20 protein-coding genes are annotated in these 15,283 nt (G+C 69.6%); 11 read left to right on the forward strand and 9 right to left on the reverse strand.

Annotated elements, in window-relative coordinates:
* Positions 1 to 21: 21 nt before the first annotated feature.
* The 3 genes from thiS to KBY67_RS09960 all read right to left on the reverse strand — a co-directional run bounded on the left by thiS (position 22) and on the right by KBY67_RS09960 (position 2,420).
* Positions 22 to 255, reverse strand: a complete 234-nt coding sequence (thiS, locus tag KBY67_RS09950) for a sulfur carrier protein ThiS (RefSeq protein ID WP_255110872.1) — start codon at positions 253 to 255, stop codon at positions 22 to 24.
* Positions 252 to 1,304 (reverse strand): thiamine phosphate synthase, encoded by a 1,053-nt coding sequence (locus KBY67_RS09955; RefSeq protein ID WP_255110873.1) that lies wholly within the window; start codon positions 1,302 to 1,304, stop codon positions 252 to 254. The genes thiS and KBY67_RS09955 overlap by 4 nt, the downstream gene beginning before the upstream one ends.
* Positions 1,305 to 1,394: 90 nt before the next feature.
* Positions 1,395 to 2,420 carry a bifunctional riboflavin kinase/FAD synthetase gene (locus KBY67_RS09960; protein ID WP_315855576.1) on the reverse strand — a complete coding sequence of 342 codons (1,026 nt, stop codon included), beginning with the start codon at positions 2,418 to 2,420 and terminating at the stop codon, positions 1,395 to 1,397.
* A 117-nt stretch (positions 2,421 to 2,537) separates the two neighbouring features.
* Between KBY67_RS09960 and KBY67_RS09965 the strand changes: the two genes are divergently transcribed.
* A complete protein-coding gene (locus KBY67_RS09965) occupies positions 2,538 to 3,119 on the forward strand; it encodes a DUF3611 family protein (RefSeq protein ID WP_255110874.1) in 582 nt (193 codons plus the stop codon).
* Here KBY67_RS09965 and surE read toward each other — a convergent pair.
* Complete coding sequence (gene surE / locus KBY67_RS09970; protein ID WP_255110875.1) at positions 3,104 to 3,898, reverse strand: 5'/3'-nucleotidase SurE; 795 nt, start codon at positions 3,896 to 3,898, stop codon at positions 3,104 to 3,106. The two genes, KBY67_RS09965 and surE, sit on opposite strands and share 16 nt — an antisense overlap.
* An 80-nt stretch (positions 3,899 to 3,978) precedes the next feature.
* On the opposite strand from surE, the gene pheS reads away from it, so the two are divergent.
* The 4 genes from pheS (at position 3,979) to KBY67_RS09990 (ending at position 7,202) form a co-directional block, all read left to right on the forward strand.
* Positions 3,979 to 4,986: a phenylalanine--tRNA ligase subunit alpha gene (gene pheS / locus KBY67_RS09975; protein WP_255110876.1), complete on the forward strand. Its 1,008-nt coding sequence runs from the start codon at positions 3,979 to 3,981 to the stop codon at positions 4,984 to 4,986.
* Positions 4,987 to 5,047: 61 nt separating this feature from the next.
* The gene (locus KBY67_RS09980; protein WP_255110877.1) at positions 5,048 to 5,998 is read left to right on the forward strand and encodes an NAD(+) kinase; all 951 of its coding nucleotides are present in this window, start codon (positions 5,048 to 5,050) and stop codon (positions 5,996 to 5,998) included.
* The gene (locus KBY67_RS09985) at positions 5,995 to 6,675 is read left to right on the forward strand and encodes a winged-helix domain-containing protein (protein ID WP_255110878.1); all 681 of its coding nucleotides are present in this window, start codon (positions 5,995 to 5,997) and stop codon (positions 6,673 to 6,675) included. The genes KBY67_RS09980 and KBY67_RS09985 overlap by 4 nt, the downstream gene beginning before the upstream one ends.
* Complete coding sequence (locus KBY67_RS09990; RefSeq protein ID WP_255110879.1) at positions 6,672 to 7,202, forward strand: DUF192 domain-containing protein; 531 nt, start codon at positions 6,672 to 6,674, stop codon at positions 7,200 to 7,202. The genes KBY67_RS09985 and KBY67_RS09990 overlap by 4 nt, the downstream gene beginning before the upstream one ends.
* Here the strand turns inward: KBY67_RS09990 and cbiE are convergent.
* The 3 genes from cbiE to KBY67_RS10005 all read right to left on the reverse strand — a co-directional run bounded on the left by cbiE (position 7,180) and on the right by KBY67_RS10005 (position 9,367).
* Positions 7,180 to 8,469 (reverse strand): precorrin-6y C5,15-methyltransferase (decarboxylating) subunit CbiE, encoded by a 1,290-nt coding sequence (gene cbiE / locus KBY67_RS09995; protein ID WP_255110906.1) that lies wholly within the window; start codon positions 8,467 to 8,469, stop codon positions 7,180 to 7,182. The genes KBY67_RS09990 and cbiE overlap by 23 nt on opposite strands.
* A gap of 185 nt (positions 8,470 to 8,654) precedes the next feature.
* Positions 8,655 to 8,966, reverse strand: coding sequence for a nucleotidyltransferase domain-containing protein (locus KBY67_RS10000; RefSeq protein WP_315855578.1), 312 nt, complete (start codon positions 8,964 to 8,966; stop codon positions 8,655 to 8,657).
* Between the two features lie 65 nt (positions 8,967 to 9,031).
* The gene (locus tag KBY67_RS10005) at positions 9,032 to 9,367 is read right to left on the reverse strand and encodes a nucleotidyltransferase substrate binding protein (protein ID WP_255110880.1); all 336 of its coding nucleotides are present in this window, start codon (positions 9,365 to 9,367) and stop codon (positions 9,032 to 9,034) included.
* Between the two features lie 23 nt (positions 9,368 to 9,390).
* Between KBY67_RS10005 and KBY67_RS10010 the strand changes: the two genes are divergently transcribed.
* Entirely contained in the window at positions 9,391 to 9,645 is a 255-nt protein-coding gene (locus KBY67_RS10010; RefSeq protein WP_255110881.1) for a hypothetical protein, read from the forward strand.
* A gap of 182 nt (positions 9,646 to 9,827) precedes the next feature.
* Here the strand turns inward: KBY67_RS10010 and KBY67_RS10015 are convergent, their stop codons facing one another.
* Together KBY67_RS10015 and KBY67_RS10020 are read right to left on the reverse strand one after the other, a co-directional pair.
* The gene (locus KBY67_RS10015; protein ID WP_255110882.1) at positions 9,828 to 10,079 is read right to left on the reverse strand and encodes a HEPN domain-containing protein; all 252 of its coding nucleotides are present in this window, start codon (positions 10,077 to 10,079) and stop codon (positions 9,828 to 9,830) included.
* Complete coding sequence (locus KBY67_RS10020) at positions 10,045 to 10,392, reverse strand: nucleotidyltransferase domain-containing protein (RefSeq protein WP_255110883.1); 348 nt, start codon at positions 10,390 to 10,392, stop codon at positions 10,045 to 10,047. The genes KBY67_RS10015 and KBY67_RS10020 overlap by 35 nt, the downstream gene beginning before the upstream one ends.
* 468 nt (positions 10,393 to 10,860) lie before the next feature.
* Here KBY67_RS10020 and KBY67_RS10025 point away from each other — a divergent pair, with 468 nt between their 5' ends.
* The 5 genes from KBY67_RS10025 (at position 10,861) to KBY67_RS10045 (ending at position 15,265) form a co-directional block, all read left to right on the forward strand.
* Positions 10,861 to 11,058 carry a hypothetical protein gene (locus KBY67_RS10025; protein ID WP_255110884.1) on the forward strand — a complete coding sequence of 66 codons (198 nt, stop codon included), beginning with the start codon at positions 10,861 to 10,863 and terminating at the stop codon, positions 11,056 to 11,058.
* Positions 11,055 to 11,459, forward strand: a complete 405-nt coding sequence (locus KBY67_RS10030; protein ID WP_255110885.1) for a PIN domain nuclease — start codon at positions 11,055 to 11,057, stop codon at positions 11,457 to 11,459. The genes KBY67_RS10025 and KBY67_RS10030 overlap by 4 nt, the downstream gene beginning before the upstream one ends.
* Positions 11,460 to 11,928: 469 nt before the next feature.
* Positions 11,929 to 12,174: a hypothetical protein gene (locus KBY67_RS10035; RefSeq protein ID WP_255110886.1), complete on the forward strand. Its 246-nt coding sequence runs from the start codon at positions 11,929 to 11,931 to the stop codon at positions 12,172 to 12,174.
* A gap of 62 nt (positions 12,175 to 12,236) precedes the next feature.
* The gene (locus KBY67_RS10040) at positions 12,237 to 14,759 is read left to right on the forward strand and encodes a GH116 family glycosyl hydrolase (protein ID WP_255110908.1); all 2,523 of its coding nucleotides are present in this window, start codon (positions 12,237 to 12,239) and stop codon (positions 14,757 to 14,759) included.
* Entirely contained in the window at positions 14,756 to 15,265 is a 510-nt protein-coding gene (locus tag KBY67_RS10045; RefSeq protein WP_255110887.1) for a DUF3122 domain-containing protein, read from the forward strand. Before KBY67_RS10040 ends, KBY67_RS10045 begins: the two co-directional genes overlap by 4 nt.
* Positions 15,266 to 15,283: the final 18 nt, after the last annotated feature.

Below are 15,283 nucleotides of genomic sequence, written 5' to 3' on the forward strand. Positions count from 1 at the left end.
CCCGAAGCAAGTGCAGCGAATCTAGGAACCACCCCCCACGATGGTGACCACCTCAAGTACGGCGTCCCCACCAACGGCCTGATCGGCCCAGGCCGTGCGGGGCAGAATGTCGCCGTTGAACTCCACCACCACCAGCCGCGGTTCGTAGCCGAAGTGGCGCAACACCTCCAGCAGCGGCAGGCCCGCCGGGCAGCTGCGGGCGTCGCCGTTGAGCTGGATCGTGAGGTTGGCGCCTGGCCCCTGCTGGTCGCTCATGCCTCCTCCCCCAGGGCTGCGAGCAACTGGCGGCTGGCCGCGCCCGGATCGCTCGCCTCGGTGATGGCCCGCACCACCGCCACCCGGCTGCCGCCTGCGGCCTGCACCGGCGGCAGCCGGGTGAGATCGAGCCCGCCGATGGCGAAAAAGGGAATCGGGCTCTCGGCCGCCGCCGCGCGCACGTAGGCCAGGCCCACCGGCTCACGGCCGGGTTTGGTAGGGGTGGCGTTGATGGGGCCAACGCCCACGTAGTCGCAGCCCTCAGCCACCGCCTGGCGCAACTGCTCGATGCGCTGGGTGCTGCGACCGATCAGGCGATCGGGGCCCAGCAGGCGACGCGCTTGAGCCGGGGGCAGATCCCCCTGGCCCAGATGCACCCCATCGGCCTCCACCGCCAGGGCCAGGTCCACCCGGTCATTGACGAGAAAGAGGGCGCCATAACTGGCGCAGAGCTGACGCAGGGCGCGGGCCTCGCGCCAGCGCTCCAGGTCGTCGGCCTGCTTGGCCCGGTACTGCACCAGGCGCACCCCCGCCTCGAGGGCCGCGGCCACGGTCTCGTGCAGACGGGGCGACGGGCTGGTGATCAGATAGAGGTGACAGCGCAGCAGTTGCTCGCGGCGGCCGGCGGCGGCTCCACAGGCGCGGATCAGATCCACCTCCAGGTCATAGAGGGCATAACGGATCGCGGCAGCCTCGGCGGCCAGCAGCGGATCACCGGCGCGGCCGAACTCCTCCAGGACCCGCAGGGCCTCCTGGGCGCGGCCTGCATTGGCGGCCACCACCTGCACCGGCTGAAGCCGCTTGGCCTGGGCGGGGTGGGCCAGGCCCGCTCCCCCATCGCTGGCGCTGTGGCGGGCAGCCTTGTAGGCGGGCAGGTGGCAGCGGCCCAGCCGTTGGCGCAGGTCCTTGAGCCGGGCCACCAGATCCTGGCGGTCGAGGCCGAAGCGGCACCAGTCTTCCAGCACCCGCAGGCCCTCGCGGGCGCGGTCGAGGTTGGCGTCCAGCAGGCGCAGCACGGCCGGCTCAGGTGTCGTCAGGGCGGCATTCACGGGATCGGAACCTGCGTAAGGTGAAGGCCACTCCAGGGCAGGGCGGCAATGGAATTCGGCGGTGGCGACAGCCCGATGCTGGTGCTGATCTCAGGAATTCTGCTGCTCGGGGGCATTGCTGCCTTCATCGGCTGGGGTCTGAGCAACGCCTACCCCCCCGGCTGAGCGGCTCTCCAGCAAGCGGAGGGCCAGGGCCGCATCCACACCAATCTGGCGGCTGAGTTCCTCCAGGCCGGCAAAGCGTTGCTGCTGGCGCAGCAACTGGACCGGCTCCACCTCAAGGTCACGGCCCACCAGCTCGATGTCCCGATCCAGCAGGTGCACCTCCACCGCCGAAGGGGCCAGAGGATCCACTGTGGGCTGCGGACCCAGGTTCATCACCGCCGCCATGGTCGTGCCGCAGGCCTGCAGCGCGCCGCCTCCATCGGTGGGTGAGGTGGTTCGCACCCAGGCGGCATAGACCCCCTCCTGGGGCAGAAACTTGCGGCCGTCCACCTGCAGATTCGCCGTGGGCCAGCTGAGCTGACGGCCCAGCCCCCGGCCGCGCACCACCCGGCCGCTGAAGCGGTAGGGGCGCTCCAGCAGGCGGTTGGCCTCATCGATGGCACCGGCCGCCAGGGCCCGGCGGATGCGGCTGCTGCTGATGCGCTCGGAGCCATCCCAGAGCATCGAGGAGACGAGAACACGTAGACCATGGCGTTCGCCGATCTCTCGCAGGCTGGTGGTGTCGCCGCTTCGGTCGTGGCCGAAGCGGAAGTTCTCGCCCACCGCCACCTCCCGAGCCTGGAGCTCCCCCACCAGCACCTGCTCGATGAAGGCCTCCGGGCTGAGCAGCGAGAGCTGGCGGGTGAAGGGCACCAGCACCAGCTGCCGGATGCCGTAGGGCTCCAGCAGCGCCAGCTTCTCGCCCGGGAGATCGAGGCGCAGGCGCGGTTCGCCGTAGAGCAGCTCCCGGGGATGGGGCCAGAAACTCACCACCGTGGGCACAAGCCCGGGTGTGGGAGCGGCAGCGACGGCGGCGATCACCCGGCGGTGCCCCTGGTGCAGACCATCGAAACTGCCCAGGGCGACGGCTGTGGGCCGCGTCGCCTCCTGGGGGGAGCGCAGGGGAATCAAGGAATCGGACGGGGCCCGGCTTGGAAACCATCCTTCCATGGGGGTTCCAGCCAAGGAGCCGCCGCCACTACGGGCCATGGCAAGTTTGAGGAGCTCTGATCACGGTTCTGCGCTCCGATGGTTGACCGCCTCGATCTCCAGCTGGTGTCAGCGGCCCTGCGCCGGGTGGGCTGGATCCGCTTCTGGACTCAGCTGTGCCTCGGCGTGGTGGTGGTGGGCGTGCTGGCCTTCAACAACATCGGCGGGCGCCTGGCGGCCAACAGTGCCCGCTCCCTCGGGCTCGGCCCTGGCCTGTCCCTGACCACCCTTTCCTTTTTTGTCTTGCTCTGGTGTCTGTGGCAGAGCTGGCTGGTGGTGCGCTGCGGCCGGGCCCTGGCCAGCCCCGCCCGTCCTGGCCGCGGCGAAACCAGCCGTCTGATCAAGCGGGGCGTGCTGGCCGATCTGGCAGGGCTCAGCCTGGCGGCGGTGGGGTATCAGGCCCTGGCCGGCAGCCTGTTCGTGCAGGCCTCGATGCAGGTGCCCGGCTTCTTCGGGGCGCAGCTGGCGGTGCCGCCCGGCACTCGCGGCGGCCTGATGGGGCTGCCGATCACCTCACTCGAGATGCTCTCGGTGCTGAGCAACACCCAGGTGCTGTTCGCCCACCTGATCGGCCTGTGGATCAGCCTCTGGCTACTGCAGCGGGTTCACCGCCCCAGCTGAACCGGCAGTTGATCGAGGCCACCGCGCCAGAACAGCTCCGGCTGCAGCGGTGTGAGGGCGGCGCCGCCGGCATGGATCTGGGCCACATCGGTGGGCCAGTCGCGGGGGCCTGCGGTGGCGGATTCAAGGTCGTCGACCACCTCACCGGCCAGCCAGTAATAGGTGCGCCCGCGGGGATCGGTGCGCTGATTGAACTGATCGCGGTAGCGGCGCACCGCCGGGCGGCACCAGCGCAGGGAACCGATCCGCTCGATCGGCAGGGCCGGCACGTTGAGGTTGAGCAGCAGCCCCTCCGGCCAGGCCCCGGCCATGGCCGCCTCCGCCACATCGAGGGCGAGGGTGGCGGCCGGGCCGAACTGGCGCCAGTCGAAGCAGGCACTGCTCACCGCCAGGGCGGGCAGCCCCTCGAGGGTGCCCTCCATCGCCGCTGAAACGGTGCCGGAATAGAAGACATCGCTGCCCAGGTTCGGGCCGTGGTTGATGCCGGAGAGCACCAGATCGGGCGGGGCATCGAGCAGCCGGCCGAGGGCCAGCTTGACGCAGTCGGAGGGGGTGCCGCTGCAGGCCCAGGCGATGATCCCGGCGGCGAAGAGCCGGTCGGCCCGCTCCGCCCGCAGGGGGGTCTGCATGGTGAGGCCATGGCCGGTGGCGGAGCGCTCTTGGTCGGGGCAGACCACCGTGACGGTGTGGCCACGGCCCGCCGCCTCGGCCGCCAGGGTCTGGATCCCCTCGGCGAATACCCCGTCGTCGTTGCTGATCAGGATCCGCAGGCTGGGCATCGGGAGCGGCAGGGGCAGGGGCGCTGGCGGCAACTTAGGCAGGCTTGCTCCGTACAGTCGACAGCCAACGCCCCCGATCCGTGAGCGCCACGATCAGCCTCCAGCAGCTCACCGACCAGCTCGACGCCCTTGAAGCCGAAGCGGCGGCCTCCATCGCCGCCGCCAGCGGCAGCACGGAGCTGGAGGGACTGCGGGTGGGGCTGCTGGGCAAGAAGGGCCGCCTCTCCGCGGTGCTGGGGGCCATGGGCAAGCTGGAAGCGGCCGAGCGCCCCGTGGTGGGTCAGCGGGCCAACGTGCTCAAGGAGCAGGTGCAGGCGTTGCTGGGCCAGCGGCTGGAGGGGCTGCGGGGCGCCGCCATGGCCGAGAAGCTGGCGGGGGAACGGCTGGATGTGACAACCCCCAGCCGCTACGTGCCGGTGGGGCACCGCCACCCGCTGATCCGCACGATCGAGGAGATCGTCGACATCTTTGCTGGGCTGGGTTACAGGGTGGAGGAGGGGCCGGAGGCCGAAACCGACTACTACAACTTCACCGCCCTGAACATCCCGCCGCACCACCCGGCGCGGGACATGCAGGACACCTTCTATCTGCCCGGTGAGCGCCTGTTGCGCACCCACACCTCACCGGTGCAGATCCGCCACCTGGAGAGCAACCCGCCGCCGGTGCGGATCGTGGCGCCCGGGCGGGTGTACAGGCGCGACGCGGTGGATGCCACCCACTCGCCGGTGTTCCACCAGGTGGAAGTGCTGGCCATCGATGAAGGGCTGGATTTCAGCCACCTGCGGGGCACCGTCACCACGTTCCTACAGCAGTTCTTCGGTGATCTGCCGGTGCGCTTCCGCGCCAGCTACTTCCCCTTCACAGAGCCGTCGGCGGAGGTGGATGTGCAGTGGCGGGGGCGCTGGCTGGAGGTGATGGGCTGCGGAATGGTGGATCCGGCGGTGCTGGAGGGCCTGGGGCTGGATCCCGAGCGCTGGAGCGGTTTTGCCGCTGGCCTGGGGGTGGAGCGGTTCTGCATGGTGCGCCACGGCATCGACGACATCCGCCGGCTGTTCACCAGCGATCTTCGCTTCCTGGAGCAGTTCTGATGTCAAACGGGCCGCAGCAGGAAGGCTCCCCATACACTCAACAGGTTCTCGCCTCCGACCGGTGCCCTGCGTCGGACTGATCGTCAACGACGGCAAGGATCTGGCCGTCAAGACGGCCGATCTGATCCAGAGCCGCTTTGAAGCGGCCGGTACCAGCGTGCTCAGGGTGAGCAGCTCAGGCGGGATGGTGGGTTTCGCCAATCCCGACCACCACCTGCGCAGCCGCGGCTTCAGCGCCTGCGTGCCCGAGAGCTTCCACCCGGAGATGAGCCTGGCGGTGGTGCTGGGGGGCGACGGCACCGTGCTCTCCGCCGCGCGCCAGACCGCACCGATCGGCGTGCCGATCCTCACGGTCAACACCGGCCACCTGGGTTTTCTGGCCGAGGCCTACCTCAGCGAGCTGGATGGGGCCATGGAGCAGCTCCTCAGCGACCGCTGGAGCGTGGAGGAGCGCACGATGCTGGTGGTGAGCGTGATGCGGGGCGACCAGAGGCGCTGGGAAGTGCTCTGCCTCAACGAGATGGCTCTGCACCGGGAACCGCTCACGAGCATGTGCCATTTCGAGATCGCCATCGGTCGCCATGTGCCCGTGGACATCTCCGCCGATGGGGTGATCCTCTCGACCCCCACCGGATCCACCGCCTATGCCCTCAGTGCCGGCGGGCCGGTGATCACCCCCGACTGCCCGGTGCTGCAGCTCACCCCGATCGCCCCCCATTCCCTCGCCTCCCGCGCCCTGGTGTTCAGCGACCAGGAGCCGGTGACGGTGTTTCCGGCCACGCCCGAGCGGCTGATGATGGTGGTGGACGGCAGCGCCGGCTGCTATGTGTGGCCGGAAGATCGGGTGCTGATCCGCCGCAGCCCTCACCCCGCCCGCTTCGTGCGGCTACAGGACCACGAGTTCTTCCAGGTGCTGCGCAACAAGCTGGGCTGGGGACTGCCCCATGTGGCCAAGCCCGACAACGGCGAGTTCGGCGGCCGCGACGGCCCCGGTGCCGGTGCGCGTCCATGAGTGGGCCCCTGATCCTGCTGGTGGGGGAGGAGGCCGAAGCGATGGCACCGCGGCTGGAAGCCTCCGGTTACCGCACAGCCCCGGTGGGTGCCCTGCCCGATCCGCCGGCGGCGGTGCTGGTGTCAGGAGCCGATGGCGTGGCCACGATTCCGGCCCTGCGCATGATCCTGGAGAACGTGCCGATCCTGCTGGATCTGGTCTGCGACAGCGTCGAGGCTCGCTCCCGCTGCTTCAGCTCCGGCGCCGACGACTTCTGGCTCTCCAGCGCCGGCGGCAGCGACCTGCTGATGCGCCTGCGCCTGCTACTGCAGATCCGCGGTGATCACCGTGCTGGCGGCGGCGGCCAGATGCCCCCCCTGCAGCTCGCCGACCTGAGCCTGGATCCTGCCAGCCGGGAGGTGCGGCGGGGCCGGCGACCCCTCGCGCTCACCGCCCGCGAATACCAGTTGCTGCTCACGCTGATGCGACAGCCGGGGATGGTGCTCAGCCGGGAGCAGATCCTCGCTGAGGTGTGGAACGACCAGCAGGGGGCCGCCAGCAACGTGGTGGAGGTGTACGTGCGTTATCTGCGCCAGAAGCTGGAAGAGAACGGCGAGCGGCGCCTGATCCACACCGTGCGCGGGCGGGGCTACTGCCTGTGCGAGCGTGCCCCCCGCCCGGAGCGCCCAGCCCCATGACCCACTCCAGGCTGCTGCCAACAGCGCAGGCAGCTCTGCTGGCGCCGCTGGGGTTGGTGCTGGGGGCCCTCGCCCTGGGCTCCCCCCGGGCCCTTGGCGCGGAGAGTCGAGCGCAGGCCCCTCCCCAGGTGCTGCCGCTGGAGGCGGAGTGGTGCCTGGAGGGAACCGGCGGCTGCATCCAGCTGGAGGTGCCCAGGGGCCAGCGCCAGTACAGCCTGGGCCTGATGCAACGCCCGCCGCTGGGGCCCCTGCGGGGCATGTGGTTTCGCTTCGATCCACCCGAGCCGGCACGGTTCTGGATGCACCAGACCATCACCCCGCTCGACATGATCTTTCTGCGCGAGGGCAAGGTGATCGCCATCGAAGCCGCGGCCCAGCCCTGCCCGCGTCTGCCCTGCCGCAGCTACGGGCCGGTGGAACCCGCCGATGGGGTGGTGGAGCTGGACGCCGGCGAGGCGGCCCGCCTTGGCTTTGCTGTGGGTACCCCGGCGCCGATCCACTGGCTCAATCGACGCGGCGCCCCTTGAGCACCAGCACGGGATTGAGCGGGGCCAGGCGTGTGCCTTCGGCCAAGGGAGCGCCGCGCCAGGCCTGCAGCTGACTCACCTGGACCCTCAGCCCCGCCCGCTCCAGCGGCGGGCGCAACTGGGCGAGTGCTTCGAGGGTGGCCAGGGGAATCACCACCTGGCCGAGGGGCCGCAGGCGCCTCAGAACGATCTCCAGCAGCGCCAGACGCTGACGGCCGCCACCGCCGAGCAGCACCCGGTCGGGATCGGGAAGGCCGTCCTCATCCAGAACGCTGAGGGCGTCAGCTTCGAGAACCCCCGCCGGCTCGACACCGAGACGCTCGGCATTGGCGCGGATCAGGGCCGCCGAGCCACCGCGCCGCTCCAGGGCCCAGAGCGCAAGGGCCGGCCGCAGCCTCAGGGCTTCCAGCCCAACTGAGCCCACCCCGGCCCCCACATCCCAGAGCACGCCGGCAGCGGGCAGCTCTAGATCCGCCAGCAGCTGGATGCGCACCTCCCGCTTGGTCATCAGGCCCGGGCGGTCGTCGTGCTGAAGGAAGAGGCCGTCGTCGAGGCCGAACAGGGGCAGAGCCGCGGGATCGGCTGGGGGAGCCGGAGGCTCGGCGATCAGCAGCACCAGGTGCAGCGGATCGCAGTCGGCGGGAAGCGGTGCGTCAGGCGCCAGACGCTGCACCCGCTCGGCCGGATGGCCCAGCCGCTCACACAGCCAGAAGCCGTAGGCCGCTGCCAAGCCTGAGGCGGCAAGGATCCGTCTCACCTCCTCGGCGCCGCCGCGGCCGGGGTCGGTGAGCACCGCCAGGGCCGCTGGTCGTTTCTGCAGCGCCGCCGCCAACGGTTCTGGATCGCGGCCATGCAGGCTCACCCAGGCGGCGTCCTGCCAGGGGCGGCCAAGGCGCGCGAAGGCCAGCTGCAGGGAGCTCGGGGCCGGATGAAAGCGCAGCTGATCCGGGCGGACATGCTGCAGCAGCAGCCGGCCGATGCCGAACCAGAGGGGATCGCCGCTGGCCAGCAGCACCGCCGGTCGGCCCGCCGCCAGGGACTCCTCCAGGGGCCCGATGATCAGCTCAGGCCTGTCGCTGGCCAGGAGCTCGGGGGTTTCCGATCCCGCCGGCACCCGGCCGGCCGCCAGCTCCTGCTGCCACCAGGGGGCGAGGTCCCCCAGCAGCCGCGTCGGCGCCAGCACCAGCCTGGCGCCCCTCAGCAGCTCAAGGCTGCGGGGCGTCAGGCCCGCCACGCCGGCGGCGTCGGTACCGATCACCTCCAGCACGCCGCGCTGCTTGGCTGCCGGCTCGCTGCGCTCGGTAGCTGCCGGCTCGCTGCCCAGGGTGCCCATTGCGATTGGAGCCATGCTGCTCCCTCAACCGTTGATCCAGTGTCAGCCGATTTGAGACGTGCAGTCTGCAGGAATCGAGAGACCCCATGCCTCCGCCCCCTGGATCGTTTGGACCGTGATCAGCAGATGACTGGCTTCGACCGAATCGGGAATCCTGCAGCGACCGCCCCTCCCGGATTTCGCCGGTAGAGCACCTGGCCAACACGCTCGATGTGATCGATCAGCTCAGGGGATTGCAGCGATACCCGCAGCGACAGATCGAAGCGCCAGGGCAACAACAGATCATCGAGGGCCTGATCGAGGCGAGCCAGGGTGAGGGCATCAAGATCGGCCCCGGAGAGGGTGAGATCAATATCGGAGCCGGGCCGATGGCGGCCCAGGGCACGCGAGCCATAGAGGGTGGCCAGCTCGATCGCCGGGAACGCGTCCAGAGTGGCCTAGATCTGCGCCAAGGCGGCGGCGGGCAAACCGTGGCTGGCCATAGAGATCTGCAAGGTCATGGCTGAACAGCCCGCTCTGCCAGCCAGGCTTCCAGCTCCTGGAAGGCGTCCAGATAGCGACTGGTCACCGCCGACACGATCTCCTGCACGGTGGCCTCATCGTCAGTGTGGGTGCTGAGGTTGCGGTGGCGAATCATCGCCATCCAGATGTCGCCATCGCGGATCAATCCCTGGACAAAGGCTTCTCGGGTGGTGTCGCGGGAACCAAACAGCTCCACGGCCCCACGGGAGGAGAGAAAGTCTTTGAGGGTCTTCCAACTGAGCTCATGGGTGAACTCAAACGCCTGAATCAGACCCTGCCGCTCCAGATCGCTGAGAAGGCATGACGCCAAGCGACCCAAAGGGGTCAACCGCGATGCCACCCACTCCCGCCCCCTTCACCGTGGTTCAGGTGGGCAGCCTCGGGGTGATCGGCGACAACGTCTACCGCAGGCATGAGCGGGCCGCCGCGTGGAGGAGCGCCTGCGCGCCCGGCTGGCGGCGGCTGGCCTGGAACCCCAGCGTCTGGTGTTCAGCCCCAAGCTGGAGAGCGCCGCCTTCGATCAGGCCTGCCCCCTTGCCGATCTGCTGCTCGACACCAGCCCCTACGGCTCCGGCGCCACAGCGGTGACCGCCCTGTCCTCCGGCGTGCCCCTGCTCACCTGCCCCGGATCAGGCGCTTCAGGAGGATTCAGGCTGAACAAGCTCTCCCAGCTGCCGGTCCGCGAAGCCCACCACGGCCCTGGCCACCTCCAAGGCCAGCGCCCCATCCCGTTCGTCGAACAGATCCACCGGCGCCTCATCGCCATCCGGTTAGCGGCTGGCGGTGGTCATCCGCTGCAGAGGTTTCAGCGGCAGTTGGCGCAACTGGGCTGTCTCGATGCCAAGCAACTCCAGGGCGCAGAGCAATCGCTCGATCGAGTGGGTTCGCTCCGGCTCCTGATCGAGGGCCAGCAACACCGCCTTGAGGGCCTTTTCGGCAGCCTGGGAGCAGTGATAGCAGGCCTTGGCGTGGAATCCTCCCTCGCTGTCATGGCTTCTGGGTCGGTTGCAGGCGGATCGCATCGCGGCAGATGCCGCGCCACCAGGGATCGTCGCCCCGTTGGCGCTCCAGCCAGCGGCCCTGGCTGATTCCGATCACGTCGTCGGCCAGGCCTGCTCCCAGCAGGTCATCGGCCAGCTGGTCAGCGGCGCTCTGGTAAGGCGCCACCGCCAGCAGATCCACATCAGAGCGGGCATCCCAGTCGCCACGAGCCAAGGAGCCGAACAGCCACACCTGGGCTCCAGTCCGTCCGGCGAGCAGGGGCTCGATGCTGCTGCGCAAGGCCTCGATCCGTTGGCCGCGCAGCCGCTGGCGGATCTCCTGCACGCTCGCCATGGGCTGGCCTCGACGGGATAGGGCGAGATTAGGAATAGTTCCAGCAGTCCGGGCCCAACGTTGTCCTGGATGCCCATGCCTGAAGCTGCGCCCAGTCCACAGGGCGACACCGAACCACCAGCAGCGCCTGATCCCAACATTGGCGATCACCCCAGTGGCAGAAGGCCGCCAGCCGATCCATCACGAAGAGGGTTGGCGTGATCACGCGTAAGGAGCCCCAGGGTGTTGCGAGGATTTCCAGCTGGCGTGCATCAACAATGGTTTGACCGAATCCCAGCGGGCCTGTGGGGAATTCGAGCAACCATTCCGTCTGAGGATCCGAACCGGTGGACCTGGAGCCCTCGACGGCCATGCGAATCCAAGGAACGACCGTCGGCAAGCGACGCCAAGTCCTGTCATGCTGACTCCAGAGTCCGACTTGCGGAAGCCGAAACCATGAAAGTGACTGTTGAGCTTTCGGATACTGAGATGGCCGAAATCCTGACCCTCACGGGCGAGCGCAAGAAGGGGCCCGCCATCCGCCGCCTGATGGAGGAGGCCCTGCAGCAGCGCCATCGCGCCCAGATCGCCCAGCGATTCCTCAGCGGCGAATGGGGCGTGCAGCTGGAGAGCTACGAGGCCGACCAGGAGCACGAGCGCCAGCGAGACCAGGAGTTCGCCCCATGACCCTGCTGCTCGACACCAGCCTTTGGATCGATTTCACCCGCACCAGAAGCCCGGCCCCCCTCAAGCAGTTCATCGCGCCCTTCGTGCTGGACCCTCAGGCCCACCTGGCGGAACCGGTGCGCTTTGAGCTGCTCCGTTCAGCCCGGCCGGACGAGACCCGCCAACTGGAGGCCCAGTTCGCCACCTTGCCCACGCTCCCCACCCCGGCAGATCTGTGGCAGCGGGCGATCGACCTGGGCCAGGCCTGCCGCCAGATCGGCCGGACGGTGCTCAGCCTCGACCTCCTGGTGGCCACCGTGGCTCTGCACCACAACGCGGTGCTGGTGAGTTTCGACGCCGACTTCGAGGCCATCGCCTCGGTGAGTGAACTGCGCCTGCAGCGCCTTGAACGCCCTGTCTGACCCATGACCCCCACCTCAGATAGGGGCGGTGGAAGACCTCGGCCAAGGTTTTGGGGGGTTTACGCCAGTCTTTTAATTATGGCTGAGCCATAAACCCCCATAAGCTGCCACCGGGCTGGCTGGAACCCTCCACAATGCCCCCCATGGTTACGGCGGCTGGTTCCTCTCATCCCTCGGCCTGAGCTTCATCCTGGAGCAGAGCTCCACCCTGGAAGCCAATCCAGCAGGCCTTTGCCTGCGTTGGATCGCCAGGCCGGCACCCAGCAAGCTCGGCTATCCCGGCGATCAGCTGGGACAACTACGCCGAGTACCTCGCGCTCTACGGCAGCGCAATCGCGCATCGACAACCGGTGGCGGTCGGCCGTTGATCGGAGAGCCTTGATGCCGGCTTCTCGCCGAATCTCGAACGCGAACTGCAAACCCTGGCCCTGGGCGCGAGGATGGCCCCTCGAGTGTCCACCACCCTGCGATGAGCGACCGCCGCCAGCGCATCCACGAGCTAGTGCTCACCCTGCTGGCCCAGCAGAAGGATCTCGAACTTCTCGCCGGCGACGGCACCGCCCTGCCCAGCGGCGACCCCGGCAACTGGATCGAGCGCAACCGGCGCGTCGTGCAGCGCTACCAGGCCCTGGTGCGCTCCGCCGTCACCCTCGATGCCCTGGTCGACCAGGACGTGAACGGCGGGTTTCCGGCGCCAGCCAAGGGCGATGACTGACTCCCTCCGCCACCAGCAGTGCCGGCCAGCTCTGACAAGCTGGCCCCATCTCGATGAGCACCATGGCTCCGTTCGGCCTGTCCGCCCTCTCCTCGCTGCTGCGCGGCCCCGGCGCCGGACGGCCCGCTCAGGCCCCTCCCGCCAGCTGGCAGCGGCCGATCGGCCAGGGCTGGGAGGCTCCCTACACGGTGCGCTACGCCAGCAACCTCGACGACGGCCCCAACCACGGCGCTCCCCTCGGGGGCTTCGGGGCGGGCTGCATCGGCCGCGGCCCCGACGGCAACTTCAACCTCTGGCACCTCGATGGCGGTGAGCACTGGTTCGGGGTCCTGCCCGACTGCCAGTTCGCCCTCTACGAGCGCGACGGCAGCAGCAGCCGGGCACGGGCCCTGGCCCTGGCGCCGGAGCGCGACGACTCGCGGCCGGAGGCCGGCGTGCGTCCCCTGGGGCGCTGGCAGTGGCTGGAGGGCGACACCAGCAGCACGGAGACAGGCAGCGGTACAGCCGGCAGTTACGCCGCCCGCTACCCACTGCACTGGTTCGACTACCAGGCCGACTTCCGCGCCGAGGCGAGTTGCGAGGCCTTCAGCCCGATCCTCCCCGGCGATTACCAGCGCACCAGCTATCCGGTGGCGGTGTTCCGCTGGCGGCTGGCCAACCCCACCAAGAAGCCCCTGGATCTCTCGCTGCTGCTGAGCTGGCGCAACACCGTGGGCTGGTTCACCAACACCGACCCCAGCGCCGCCGTGGAGTTCCGCGATGACGGCAGCCCGGAGCACAACTACGTGCCCGCCATCGGGGCGGGAGTGGGCCAGCGCAACCGCTGGATCGATGCACCCGGCCTCAAGGGCGTGCTGCTGGAGGGATCACCCAGCCAGCCGATCGCCGAGGGGCAGGGTCAGTGGTGCCTGGCGGTGCCCGACCAGCTCGAGGGGGTGGAGGTGATGCGCTGCAGCCGCTGGGACCCCACTGGTGATGGCGGCGAGATCTGGGAGGCCTTCAGCCGCGACGGCTCGATCCCCGACAGCAACAACGATCGCCGCAGCACCGGCTGCGAGCAGGCCAGCGCCTCCATCGCCCTGCGGCTGAGGCTGGAGCCAGGCGCCGAGATCGAGCTGCCGGTGGTGATCAGCTGGGACCTACCCGTGACCGCCTTCGCCACGGGCACGGCCGCCCTGCGCCGCTATACGGATTTCTTCGGCGCCACGGGCAGCAGCGCCGCCGCCATCGCCGCCGAGGCCCTGCGCGATTGGCGCCAGTGGCGCGACGCGATCGAGGCCTGGCAGAAGCCGGTGCTGGAGCGCAGCGATCTGCCCGAGCCGCTGCGCATGGCCCTGTTCAACGAGCTCTACGACCTCTGCAGCGGCGGCAGCCTCTGGACCGCCGCCAGCTCCACCGATCCCGTGGGCCGCTTCGGGGTGCTGGAGTGCCTCGACTACGCCTGGTACGAAAGCCTGGACGTGCGGCTGTACGGCTCCTTCGCCTTGCTGCAGCTCTGGCCCGAACTGGACAAGGCGGTGTTGCGCAGCTTCGCCCGCGCCATCCCCGCCGCCGATGCCACCCCCCGGCCGATCGGCTGGTACTTCACCCAGGGCCGGGGCCGGGTAGAAGCGGCACGGAAAGTGGCCGGCGCCACCCCCCACGACCTGGGCGCGCCGAATGAGCGGCCCTTCGATGCCACCAACTACACCGCGTATCAGGACTGCAACCTCTGGAAGGACCTGGCCTCCGACTTCGTGCTGCAGGTGTGGCGCCTGTTCAGGCTCTCCCCATCGGGGGAAGATCTGCGCTTCCTGGCCGACTGCTGGCCGGCGGTGGTGGAGTCGCTTCGCTATCTCAAGCAGTTCGACATCAACGACGACGGCCTGCCCGACAACGGCGGCGCACCAGATCAGACCTTCGACGACTGGCCCCTGCAGGGGGTGAGCGCCTACTGCGGTGCCCTCTGGATCGCGGCGCTGGAGGCGGCCCTGGCGATGGCCCAGCGGCTGCAGCTCGACCTCGGCCTCGACACCGGCGCCGAGCAGCGGGAGTTCGGCAGCTGGCTGGAGCCGTCACGGGCGAATTTCGATCGGCTGCTCTGGAACGGGGAGTACTACCGGATCGATGCCGGCAGCGGCACCCCGGTGGTGATGGCCGACCAGCTTTGCGGCGATTTCTACGCCCGCCTGCTGGGGCTGCCGCCGGTGGTGAGCGACGAGCGGGCCCTCTCCTCGCTGAAGGCGATCCGTGAGGCCTGCTTCGAGCGCTTCGAAGGCGGGCGCCTGGGGGTGGCCAACGGCCTGCGCCGCGACGGCACGCCGCTCGACCCCAAGGGCACCCACCCACTGGAGGTGTGGACTGGCATCAATTTCGGCCTGGCGGCCTACTACCGCCTGATGGGCCAGACCGACACCGCCCTGGCGATCACCGGCGCCGTGGTGGGCCAGGTGTATGCGGGGGGGCTGCAGTTCCGCACTCCGGAGGCGATCACGGCGGTGGGCACGTTCCGGGCCTGCCACTACCTCCGGGCGATGGCGATCTGGGCCCTCTGGGCCACCCACACCGACTGGCAGCCAATCCCCGGCGCCGAGCGCGAACCATGAGGCGGCTGATCCGCCGCGCCGGCCGGCTGCTGCTGGCCCTGGGGCTGGTGCTGGGCTGCCTGCTGGTCTCGCCCACCAGCCCGGCGCTGGCGCAGCTTCACGAGCACCCCAGCGAAACCGGCAGCCCGGTGCTGCGCAGCCTGGTGAGCCTGCGCGATCTCGATGATCAGGCCTGGCAGTTGGTGGCCTTCCGCGACGGTGCGCCCGGAGCGCCTCTGCGTCTGCGGGTGGTGGGCTACCCCGGCAAGGTGCGCCTGGATCACCCCACCCCCCTGCTGGTGCGCTCGGGCCCGTTCCAGTGGCAACTGAGCGATTTGACTCTGGAGAGCCCGTCTCTGGCTGGCGACGGCCGCTCCGCCGCCGCCGAATTCGATCTGGCCCCCCTGCTGGCGGAACTGAGCCAGAACCGGCCGCTGCGCCTGCGGCTGCCGGGGGTGTTCACCGAGCTGCCGGTTCCTCCGTTCGTGGTGGCGGAGTGGCGCAGCCTGGGCGGAGCTCCGGCTTGAGCGTCCAGGCTCCTTCTC

This window comes from Synechococcus sp. RedBA-s, from assembly GCF_024345495.1.
Taxonomy (GTDB): Bacteria; Cyanobacteriota; Cyanobacteriia; order PCC-6307; family Cyanobiaceae; genus Regnicoccus_A.